Origin of the sequence: Streptomyces sp. NPDC060194 (assembly GCF_042728285.1) — a bacterium.
Classification (GTDB): Bacteria; Actinomycetota; Actinomycetes; order Streptomycetales; family Streptomycetaceae; genus Streptomyces.
Genome location: NZ_JBHWZH010000057.1, coordinates 1 through 10,511, shown reverse-complemented (window position 1 = coordinate 10,511; position 10,511 = coordinate 1). Strand labels below are relative to the sequence as shown.

The window sequence follows — 10,511 nt, the reverse complement described above, 5'->3', positions numbered from 1 at the left end:
GGCGACCGCTCCGGTGGCGCGCCGCCGGGCGATCACGCGCCCGCCCGCGCCCTGGTGCCCCCGGCCAGGTCCTCGCGGACGCGGATAGACTCCCGACACCGCCCCCGCGCCTGCTCAGGAGAAACCGGTGAATGCCTCCCCCCTCGACGTCACCACGTCGACGCACCCGTCCGGTGCCCACGTCGTGGCGGCCGCCGGCGAACTCGACCACCACACCGCGCCCGAACTCACGCGCGCCCTCACCCGTACCCCCTTCGACGCGGACTCCCACGTCGTCCTCGACCTCTCCGGCCTCGAGTACTGCGACTCCACCGGCATCACCGTCCTCATCACCGCCTACCAGCGCGCCCAGTCCACCGGCGCCCGCCTCACCCTCGCGGGGGTCCGCCCGGACCTGCGGCACGTGCTGCGTGTGGTCGGACTGGAGGACGTCTTCACGTTCCGCGCAACGGTGGAGGAGGCGGCGGGCACACAGCCCTCGTGAGTTCGACGCCGCGGCCTCACCCCTCAGCCGCGGCGGCGCACCTGAGCCGCGGCGGCGAACCTCAGCCGAGGCGGCGATTCCGAGCCGAGGCGGCAAGAAAACTCAGCCCGGCCGGCGTTTGAGGCCGCGGGCGCAGCCCGTGCACCGGGGCGGCGCACCTGAGCCGAGGCGGCGCACCTGAGCCGAGGCGGCGATTCCGAGCCGAGGCGGCCAAGAAAATCAGCCCGGCCGGCGTTTGAGGCCGCGCGGGCGCAGCCCGTGCACCGCGACGCAGTCGCAGACCCCGCCGCCGCCGCCCAAGGCCCCCGCATACCGGACGCAGATCGGGGCACTCAGTGCCCACGGCCCCCCGCGGCCGCGTGTCGCTACCCCGCGCACCCGCCCCCACCGGCCACGGTGAGACCCGCCCCCAGCGAAAGGCCGTGCGCATGCACAACGAACTCCGGAACACCTCCGCCCTCGTCATGGGCGGCTCCCGCGGCCTCGGCCTCCTCCTCGCCGCCCGCCTCACCCTCCGCGGCAACCGCGTGACGATCGCCGCCCGCGACAAGGACGAACTGCGCGAGGGCGCCGCCTGGATCGCCGCCCACGCGGGCGCGGAACCCTCGATCCGCGTCTGCGACGTCCGCGACGACACGGCCGTGCGGACGACCGTCGACGACGTCGCCGCGCAGCAGGACGGCCTCGACGCCGTGTTCGCCAACGCCGGCATCATCCAGGTCGCCCCCCTCGACGCCCTCACCCCCGACGACTTCCGCGACGCGATGGACACCATGTTCCACGGCTGCGTCCGCACCGCCCTCGCCGCCCTGCCCCACCTGCGCCGCAGCCCCGCCGGCGGCCGCCTCGTCCTCACCGGCTCCGTCGGCGGCCTGCTCGGCGTGCCGCACCTCGTCCCGTACTCCTGCGCGAAGTCCGCGATCGGCACGCTCGCCGAGGGGCTGAGCGCGGAGCTGGCGGGCTCCGGGGTGTCCGTCACCGCCGCGCACCCCGGGCTGATGCGCACCGGCTCCCATCTGAAGGCCGAGTTCGGCGGCCCCGCCGAGCGGGAGTACGCCTGGTTCTCGGCGCTCTCCGGCACCCCGCTGGTCTCGATGGACGCCGAGCGCGCCGCCGAGCGCATCGTCCGCGCCGCCGAGCGCCGCAGGCCCCGGGTCGTCCTCACCCCCGCCGCGCACGCCGCGTCGCTCGCGCACGGCCTCGCGCCCGCCCTCACCACCCGCCTGACCGGCGTCGCCGCCCGCCTGCTGCCGTCCGCCGACGCGCCCACCGACACCGTCCCCGGCGAGACCCTCCCCACCCCCCGCCCCCGCAGCCGCGTGCTCGCGGGCCTCCACCAGGCCGGCCGCTACCTGAACGACAAGGCCGCCACCCGTCTCAACCAGCTCCACCGCACCGAGAAGGGGAACACGGCTTGACCGACGACAAGAACCGCTCCGCGGCACCCGGCGACCCCCGTCACCTGCACCCCGAGCCCGACCTGCCGTCCCAGGACCAGCCGCACCCCGGCTGGACCGGGCCGATGGACCCGCCGCCGGACCACGGCGAGGACTCCTACCGCGGCACCGGCCTGCTGACCGACCGGGTCGCGGTCGTCACCGGCGGCGACTCCGGCATCGGCCGCGCGGTCGCGCTGGCGTACGCGCGGGAGGGTGCGGACGTCGTCTTCACCCACCTGCCGGAGGAGGAGAAGGACGCCGCCGAGACCACCGCGCTGGTCACCGACGCGGGCCGCCGGGCGGTCGCCGTGCCGTGCGACATCCGCGAGGAGGGCGACTGCCGGGAACTCGTCGACCTCGCCGTGCGCGAGTTCGGCCGGATCGACATCCTGGTCAACAACGCGGCGTACCAGATGAGTCAGCCCGACGGCATCCAGGCCATCGACACCGAGCAGTTCGACCGCGTGGTGCGCACGAACCTCTACGGGATGTTCTGGCTGTGCAAGTTCGCCGCGCCGCACATCCCGCGCGGTGGCAGCATCATCAACACCACGTCCGTGCAGGCCTACAAGCCGAGCCCGCACCTGCTCGACTACGCGATGACCAAGGGCGCGATCGTCACCTTCACGCAGGGGCTCGCGCAGATGCTCGTCGAGGACGGCATCCGCGTCAACGCCGTCGCGCCCGGCCCGGTCTGGACGCCGCTGATCCCGGCGACCATGCCCGACACCACCGAGTTCGGCAAGCAGGCCCCGATGGGCCGGCCCGCGCAGCCGGCCGAACTTGCCCCCGCCTACGTCTTCCTGGCCTCCCAGGGCGCCAGCTTCGTCACCGCGGAGATCCTCAACGCGACCGGCGGCACCCCGCTGCCCTGACCCCGGCGCGGCGGACCTCCTCCGGCGCGGGCCCGTGGCCGTAAGGTCGAGGTCCGCGCCGGAGGAGGTCTCGTGACACGCAAGGTGACGTACTCGATGGGCATGTCCCTCGACGGCTACATCGTCGGGCCGGACGGCGGGTTCCAATGGACCGCCCCGGACGACGAGTTGTTCCGCTTCGCGATGGACCAGATCCGCGAGGTGGGCGTGCACCTGATGGGGCGTCACCTCTACGAGGCGATGCTGCATTGGGAGAACGTGGCCGGGGGCCCCGGCCTCAGCGACGCCGAACGCGAGTGGATCTCCCTCTGGAACCCGCTCCCGAAGCTGGTCTTCTCCCGCACCCTCACCACCCTCCGCGGCAACGCCCGCCTCGCCACCGGCTCCCTCCGCGAGGAGATCACCCGCCTGCGCGCCGCACCCGAGGCCGGCAACATCGCCATCGGCGGCGCCACCCTCGCCACCGCCGCCGCCGCGGACGACCTCGTCGACGAGTACCGCCCCAAGATCCACCCCGTCCTCGTCGGCGGCGGCACCCCCTTCTTCCCCCACCACGAGCGCCGCGTCGACCTCGAACTCCTCGAGACCCGCACCTTCCCGACCGGCGTCACCTACCTCCGCCAGCGCGTATTGCGGGCCTCAGGATGAGCGCATGACGTCAACAGATGCAAAAGCCGACCTGCACTTCTACCTGCAGTCCGCCCGGGACGCCCTGCTGTGGAAGTTGGACGGCCTGTCGGAGTACGACATCCGGCGGCCGCTGACGCCGACGGGGACGAACCTGCTCGGCCTGGTGAAGCACGCGGCCGGGGTGGAGGTCGGGTATCTGGGCGACACGTTCGGCCGGCCGTTCGCGGAGGTGCTGCCGTGGCTCGGGGCGGACGCCGGGACCAACGCGGACATGTGGGCGACCGCCGAGGAGTCGCGCGAGGACGTCACGGGGCTGTACCGCAGGGTGTGGGCGCACGCGGACGCCACCGTCGAGGCGCTGCCGCTGGACACGGTCGGCCGGGTGCCGTGGTGGCCCGAGGGCCGCGACGAGGCGACCCTGCACCACGTCGTGGTGCGGGTGGTCGCCGACACCCAGCGGCACGCCGGGCACGCCGACATCCTGCGCGAACTCCTCGACGGCGCGGTGGGGATGAGCCAGGGCAACGACAGCATGGCCCCGGGCGACGACGCCTGGTGGGCCGCCTACCGCGACCGCCTGGAACATGCGGCCCGCAAGGTCTGAGGACGCACCGCGGCCCGGTCCGCCGGAGGGCGGGACCGGGCCGAGAGGGGTGCGGCAGGGGTCAGAACGGCATGTGGCCCCGACCCTTGCGGCCGGCGGAACCGCTCTTGCCGACCGCCTTCTGGCTGCTGCGGAACGGCTTGCTGAACAGGCGGCCCAGCGGACCGGGCGCCTTGCCGCCCGCGCGGGAGCCGAGGCCGAGGGTCTTCTGGGTGCCGCGCTCGGGGTGCTTGGACAGGCGCGGCAGGAAGAACGCCAGAACGGCGAGCAGTACGCAGACGGCGATGATTCCGGCGATCATCATGGTGGACTCCAGTTCCTCGGTGGTGCGGTGACGCTTCGTCGTGTGTCACCGCGCGTACCCGGCGAATCGGGGCCTACGCCTGCGGCCCCGCCGCCCGCGGCCTCAGAGGTCGCTGTCGATCCCCGTGACCGCCGGATTCCCCAGCAGCGCGTCCTGGTCGGAGAACCCGGTCTCCTGCAGCGCCGTCGCGACGAACCCGACCGCGTCCAGCTCGGCCTCGTAGCGGTCCGCCGCGTCGACCTCCAGCCGGACGGAGAACGTGTCGTCGTCGTTGAGCGTCAGCAGGTCGAGCCCCTGCTCCCGGCTGATGTCGGTGTGCAGCGCGCCCAGCCTGCGCTCCAGCTCCGCGCGGGAGGAATCCGAGATGCCCGAGGTGAACGTGCCCGGGACAGTGATGACGAACGTGGTCATTCCGACTCCTCGACTCCGTGGGGTGAGTGTCCGTACGACCTGCTGCTTCCCTCGTTCCCGGGCCGGAACCGGCCCGTCCCCCCTTCTCACCCGCCCGAGCCCCCCGCCCCTACTCCGTCCGCAGCGCCGCCCCCACCCCCGTCCGCGCCGCGCCGCGCGCGGGGGGCAGCGCGCCGAGCACCGCGATCACCACCCCCGCGAGCAGCAGCCCGGCCAGCTGCGGGGCGTGCCACACGTCCTTCATGGGGGCCGTGAACTCCACCGCCCCCACGGCGTCCACGACGTACCGGTGCGCGGCCACCCCCAGCGGGATGCCGACCACGCCCCCCACCGCCCCGAGCCCGGCGACGGACGTCACCGTCATGACGACGACCTGCCGCGGGGTCATCCCGATCGACTTCAGCACGCCGAGGTCGCGGCGGCGCTCCCGGACGTCGAGCAGGACGGTGTGGAGGACGCCGAGGGCGGCGACGGCGGTGAGGAGCACGGTGAAGACGGTCGAGAAGCCGACGACGATCGTCGTCCCGGTGTTCGTCCCGTCGCTCACCTCCGCCCGCAGCCTGGGGTCGAGCGCCCGCACGGCCTCGGCGTAGGCGCCCGCGTCCGCGCCGGGTACCAGCCGGACCGTGTACTCCGTCGCCGGGGAGCCGGGCGCGATCGCCGCATATGTCGGCCACGCCGCCTCGATGCTGCGGGAGCCCTCGATCAGCCGCCCGACGACCCGTACGGGCAGCTCCCGGCCGTTCAGCCGCAGCGTCGCGCCGTCCCCGACGGACAGGCCGCGCCGGTCCAGGAACCCGGGCCCGGCGACAATCTCGCCGGCCGCGACCGGCCCGCGGCCCTCGACGACCGTGCGGGCGTAGGACGCGTCGTCGCCGCGGTAGAAGTCGGCGTAGAGCTCCTGGCTGTGGCCCGCCAGGGTCGCCCGCGCGAAGGCGCGGGCCCGGACGCCGGCGGTGTCCGGCAGGGCGCGCAGCCGCTGCTCGATCTGCCGGTCGGTGAGGGCGGCGGCCCGCTCGCCGTCGCGCGCCGAGACGAACACCCGCGCCCCGCCGTCCTCCCGGCCGACCTCGGCGAAGGCGAGCATCGTGCCGGTCAGGCCGGTGGTCAGGGTCACCGTGGTGACGCCGAGGACGATCGCGGCGAGGGTGAGCAGCGAGCGGGCCGGGCGGGCGAACGGCCGCCCGAGACCGAGGCCGACCGCGCGCGGCAGCCGGGTGCCGGCGAGCCACCGCTGCACGCGCAGCCCGCGCCCGGTGAGGGGCGCGCTGCCGGCGCTGATCGCCCGCACGGCGGGCAGCCGGTGGGCCCGCAGCGCGGGGACCAGCGCGGTGAGCACCACCAGGGCCGGCATCCCGACGAGGCACACCGCGCTCACCCACGGCGCGAGCTCGCCGACCTGCGCCCGCCCCACCTCGATGCCGCTGAACGCGCTGCCCAGGATCGGGCCGGCGAGCAGGTTGCCGAGCAGCGTCCCGAGCACCGCGCCCGCCACCGCCGGGACGGAGAGCATCGTCAGGTAGACGGCCACCACCTGGCGCGGGGTGAAGCCCAGCGCCTTGAGCACCCCGATGTGCCGGTAGCCGGAGACCACCGCGCCGCTGACCACGTTGCCGACGATCAGCGCAGAGACCAGCAGGCCGAGCACGCCGAAGACGGTCATGAACGGCAGGTAGGCGTCGGCGAGGGCGGAGAACGCCTGCTTGAGCGCGAGGTACGACTGGCTGCCGGCCACCGCGCCCGCGGGCAGCCCCTCGGTGGCCCGCGCCAACCCGGCGGCCACGTCCGCCTCGGTGCCGGCGTCCGAGAAGCGGTACAGCATCTGCAGGGAGGAGCCGGAGGACCCCTCGGACCCGGCGACCCCTGCGACCGCGCCGGACGCCGCGCCCCCCGCGAGGTCCGGGGCGGCGTTCGACCTCGCGGTGCGCGTGTCCCTGGCGCCCGGCGTCTCGGCCGTGTTCGCGGCACTCCGCGGCGCCGGTGTGCCCGCCGTACCCGCATCGCCCGCACCGCGCACCGCTTCCAGCGCCGCGATCTGCTCCGGTGCCACCCACGCACTCGCCGACCGGCTCATGCTGGTGGCGAAGCCGACGACCTCCAGGGTCGGGCCGCCGGATGTCTTCAGGCGCGTGCCGAGGAGTTCGGGACCAGGGGACCCCTGGCTCGACCAGTTGACGACGATCTCGCCGGGCGCGGTCGCCCAGCGGCCCTCCAGGATCTCGATCCGGTCCACCGGACCTCCCGGATCCGCGCGGCCGACCACAGTCAGCGTTCCGCCGGCCATCCAGAGCCAGTCCCCGGATACGTCCAAGACGGTCTGCGCGAACGGTCCGGCGGCCGCTTCGACACCTGACTGCCCTGTGGAGCTGACGAGTTGCGACGATGTCACCCGTGACGCGTCGAACGTGACGATCACGTGCGCCCCGCGCTGCGCCGCGTACGCGCGGTCGAACGGCCCCGACGCCGCGACCAGCAGCCCGAGCGCGAGCAGCACCGTCGTGGTCGAGCACAGCACGACCAGCCCGATCAGGAACGTCTGGAGCCTCCGCCGGTTCACCGCCGCGCGGGACGCCCGCCACACCGCGCTCACGCCGTCACCGCCGGCGCGCTCTCGCGGGCGACCCGGCCGTCGGCCATCTCCACCAGGCGGTTGGCGCACCGCGCCGCCAGAGCGGGGTCGTGCGTGACGATCAGCAGGGTCTGGCCGATCTGGTTGAGGTCGATGAGGAGGTCCATGACCTGCTCACCGGCCCGGCTGTCGAGTGCGCCGGTCGGCTCGTCGGCGAGCAGGAGCGCGGGCCGGTTCATCAACGCCCGCGCCACCGCTACCCGTTGGCGCTCGCCCCCGCTGAGCGTGGCGGGGTAGTGGTTCCGGCGCGCCGCCACCCCGAGCTCGTCGAGGAGTTCGAGGGCCCGGCGGCGGGCCTGGCGGGCGGGGGTGCCCGTCAGCTGCGCGGCGAGGGCGACGTTGTCGAGCGCGGGCAGGTCGTCGATCAGGTTGAAGAACTGGAAGACCATCCCGACGTGGTGGCGGCGGAACAGGGCGAGCTGCGTCTCGTTCATCGCCCCCACGTCGTGGCCGCGCACCTCGACCGTGCCGGAGGTCGGCCGGTCGAGCCCGGCCACCATGTTGAGCAGGGTCGACTTGCCGCACCCGGACGGCCCCATCACCGCCACCGCGTCGCCCGCCCGCACCTCCAGCGACAGCCCGTCGAGGGCCTTCGCGTCGCCGTACTCCTTGTGCACGGCGTCGAGCCGTACCACCACGGGCCGTTCCTGATCTGTCGTCATGCCACGAAACCTATGGTCGGGCCCGGTGCGGGGGCGTCGGCCCGTGGATGTATCCCCGGTCGGTGTCATACCGGGGATGTACGGTGATCACCACGGGGGGTGGGGGAGATGGCGGACACCGGCACGACGTGGCTCGTCGCCGCCCTGGTCGCCGCGGTCGGCGCGGCGGGCTGGTGCGCGGCGCTCGCCGTACGGGCCCGGCGGGCGCACCGCGCGGCCGTGGGGGAGCGGGGCTGGCTGCTGGAGCGCGAACGGGAGGCGGCGGCCCGCGCGGCGGTCGACGCCGAACGGGCGCGCATCGCCGCCGAGTTGCACGACGTCGTCAGCCACAACGTCAGCCTGATGGTCGTCCAGGCGGGCGCGGCGCGCGAGGTGCTCGCCACCCTGCCGGACGAGGCCGCGGCGGCGATGAGCGCGGTCGAGACGGCCGGACGGAACACGATGACCGAGCTGCGGCACCTCCTCGGGCTGCTCGCGCCCGCGCAGGACGGCACCGACGAGCCGTACGGGAGCGACGCGGCCCGCGCGGTCCCGGCCGTCGCGGACCCGCAGCCGACGCTGGCCCGACTGGGCGCGCTCGTCGACCGGTTCGCCTTCGCCGGCCTCCCCGTCGAGGCCCGGATATCCGGCGACCCGCGCCCGCTGCCGTCCGGCGTCGACGTCACCGCCTACCGGATCGTCCAGGAGGCCCTGACCAACGCGCTCAAGCACGGCGACGGGGCGAAGGCGCAGGTCAGCGTGCGGTACACCGACCGCGCCCTGCGCGTCGAGGTCCTCAACGGCGGACCGAGCGTCCTCACCGGCGACCCGCCGGGCCCGGCCCCCGCCGCGACCACCGGCACCGGCCGCGGCCTGCTCGGCCTGCGCGAACGCGTCGCCCTCTACGGCGGCGACCTCGACGCCCGCCGCAGGCTCGGCGGCGGCTTCCGCGTCCGCGCCCGCCTCCCCCTGGACCGCCCGTGAGCCCGCCTCCCGGCCCCGCGCCGGCCCCGCGCGACGGCGACCCGCCCGCGCCGGACCGCCCCGACGCGCACCCCGCGCCCCGCGTCGTCATCGCCGACGACCAGGAGCTCGTCCGGGCCGGGTTCCGGCTGATCCTCACCGCCCGCGGCATCGACGTCGTCGGCGAGGCGGCCGACGGGGCCGAGGCGGTGGCGGAGGTACGGCGGCTGCGGCCGGACGTCGTGCTGCTCGACATCCGGATGCCCGTCATGGACGGGCTCGCGGCGGCCCGCCGCATCCTCGCCGAGACGCCCGACTGCCGGGTGATCATGCTGACGACGTTCGACCTCGACGCCTACGTCTACGCGGCCCTCGCCGCCGGGGCCAGCGGCTTCCTCCTCAAGGACGTCACCCCGGCGCACCTCGCCGCCGCCGTCCGCCTCGTCGGCACCGGCGACGCGCTGCTCGCCCCGTCGATCACCCGCCGCCTCGTCGAGCGGTTCGCCCCCGGCCCCGGCCCCGCGTCCGGCGCGTCGGCCCCGGCCGTCCACCGCGACCTCGCCGCCCTCACCCCGCGCGAGCGCGAGGTGCTCGCCCTGCTGGGCCGCGGCCTGTCCAACACCGAACTCGCCGCCCACCTCGTCCTCAGCGAGGCGACGGTGAAGACCCATGTCGCCCGCATCTTCGCCAAGCTGAACCTCCGCGACCGCGCCCAGGCCGTCGTCCTCGCCTACGAGACGGGCCTCGTCACGCCGGGCTCCTGACCGGCACCGGTCCGCCGTCAGCCGCCGAGGCCCAGGTGCGGGAGGCACGGTTCCAGCCCCTCGACGGCGACGGCTACCCGGCGGTGCCGCTCCCAGCGCTTGCGCGTGAGGCGCACCCGGTGCTCGCGCACCGGCCTGCCGGCGACCGACAGCCGTCGGCTCCCGTCCGGCAGATAGCCGAGCTTGCGGGACACGGCGAGCGACGCGGTGTTGTGCGCCAGCGCCCCCGACACCGCCTCCTCCGCGCCGAGCCCGGCGAACGCCAGCTCCAGCACGGCCGCGCGCATCTCGGTGCCGATGCCCTGGCCCTGGTACGCCCGCCCCAGCCACGACGTCGTCCCGACCTCCCGCGTCACCGCGAGATCCGTCGCCCGCAGGCTCTGCATCCCGACCACGGTCCCCTCCCGCAGCACCGTCAGATTCAACGTCCACTCCCGCGGACTCCACGCCCCCAGCCCCGCCCAGTGGTGCCGCAGCACGCTGTACGCCACCTCCTGCGGCGTCCCGCCCGTCCACTGCACGATGAACGGGTTGTCGTCCGCCCCGTGGATCCCACCCGCCGCCACCTCCCCCAGCTCCGCGAGCTGCCCCTCCGAGGGCAACCTCAGCTCCAACCGCGGTGTGTACAGCCGCAGTCCGAGCGGCGGGAAGAGATCGGCGAGCATGCGGCCATGGTGCGTGCGCCTCGGGCGGCGGGCAACGGAGTTGCGTGCGCCGCCGCGCGGAGACGACCGGAGCCCCCGCCCCGCGGGGAGGCGGGGCGGGGG

Annotated in this window: 12 protein-coding genes; 7 read left to right on the top strand and 5 right to left on the bottom strand. The window is 75.0% G+C overall.

The window, feature by feature from the left end; genetic code table 11:
- Positions 1-127: 127 nt before the first annotated feature.
- The 5 genes from ACFWEG_RS15090 (at position 128) to ACFWEG_RS15070 (ending at position 4,032) form a co-directional block, all read left to right on the top strand.
- Positions 128-484, top strand: a complete 357-nt coding sequence (locus ACFWEG_RS15090) for an STAS domain-containing protein (protein ID WP_387214426.1) — start codon at positions 128-130, stop codon at positions 482-484.
- A gap of 428 nt (positions 485-912) precedes the next feature.
- Positions 913-1,902, top strand: coding sequence for an SDR family NAD(P)-dependent oxidoreductase (locus ACFWEG_RS15085; RefSeq protein WP_387214423.1), 990 nt, complete (start codon positions 913-915; stop codon positions 1,900-1,902).
- Complete coding sequence (locus tag ACFWEG_RS15080; RefSeq protein WP_387214420.1) at positions 1,899-2,798, top strand: SDR family oxidoreductase; 900 nt, start codon at positions 1,899-1,901, stop codon at positions 2,796-2,798. The genes ACFWEG_RS15085 and ACFWEG_RS15080 overlap by 4 nt, the downstream gene beginning before the upstream one ends.
- Before the next feature lie 72 nt (positions 2,799-2,870).
- A complete protein-coding gene (locus ACFWEG_RS15075) occupies positions 2,871-3,446 on the top strand; it encodes a dihydrofolate reductase family protein (RefSeq protein WP_387214417.1) in 576 nt (191 codons plus the stop codon).
- 4 nt (positions 3,447-3,450) lie between these two features.
- Complete coding sequence (locus ACFWEG_RS15070; RefSeq protein WP_387214414.1) at positions 3,451-4,032, top strand: DinB family protein; 582 nt, start codon at positions 3,451-3,453, stop codon at positions 4,030-4,032.
- 61 nt (positions 4,033-4,093) lie between these two features.
- On the opposite strand, the gene ACFWEG_RS15065 is transcribed toward ACFWEG_RS15070, so the two are convergent.
- From ACFWEG_RS15065 to ACFWEG_RS15050, 4 genes are all read right to left on the bottom strand, one after another.
- Positions 4,094-4,336, bottom strand: a complete 243-nt coding sequence (locus ACFWEG_RS15065) for a DUF6411 family protein (protein WP_387214411.1) — start codon at positions 4,334-4,336, stop codon at positions 4,094-4,096.
- Between the two features lie 102 nt (positions 4,337-4,438).
- Entirely contained in the window at positions 4,439-4,747 is a 309-nt protein-coding gene (locus ACFWEG_RS15060; RefSeq protein WP_387214408.1) for a hypothetical protein, read from the bottom strand.
- Between the two features lie 109 nt (positions 4,748-4,856).
- Positions 4,857-7,337, bottom strand: coding sequence for an ABC transporter permease (locus tag ACFWEG_RS15055; protein ID WP_387214405.1), 2,481 nt, complete (start codon positions 7,335-7,337; stop codon positions 4,857-4,859).
- Positions 7,334-8,038: an ABC transporter ATP-binding protein gene (locus ACFWEG_RS15050; protein WP_387214402.1), complete on the bottom strand. Its 705-nt coding sequence runs from the start codon at positions 8,036-8,038 to the stop codon at positions 7,334-7,336. Before ACFWEG_RS15050 ends, ACFWEG_RS15055 begins: the two co-directional genes overlap by 4 nt.
- A 108-nt stretch (positions 8,039-8,146) precedes the next feature.
- Between ACFWEG_RS15050 and ACFWEG_RS15045 the strand changes: the two genes are divergently transcribed.
- Together ACFWEG_RS15045 and ACFWEG_RS15040 are read left to right on the top strand one after the other, a co-directional pair.
- Positions 8,147-9,001, top strand: coding sequence for a sensor histidine kinase (locus ACFWEG_RS15045; protein WP_387214399.1), 855 nt, complete (start codon positions 8,147-8,149; stop codon positions 8,999-9,001).
- An 89-nt stretch (positions 9,002-9,090) separates the two neighbouring features.
- Positions 9,091-9,744, top strand: a complete 654-nt coding sequence (locus ACFWEG_RS15040; RefSeq protein ID WP_387214498.1) for a response regulator — start codon at positions 9,091-9,093, stop codon at positions 9,742-9,744.
- 17 nt (positions 9,745-9,761) lie between these two features.
- Here ACFWEG_RS15040 and ACFWEG_RS15035 read toward each other — a convergent pair whose 3' ends face one another.
- Entirely contained in the window at positions 9,762-10,409 is a 648-nt protein-coding gene (locus ACFWEG_RS15035; protein ID WP_387214396.1) for a GNAT family N-acetyltransferase, read from the bottom strand.
- Positions 10,410-10,511: the final 102 nt, after the last annotated feature.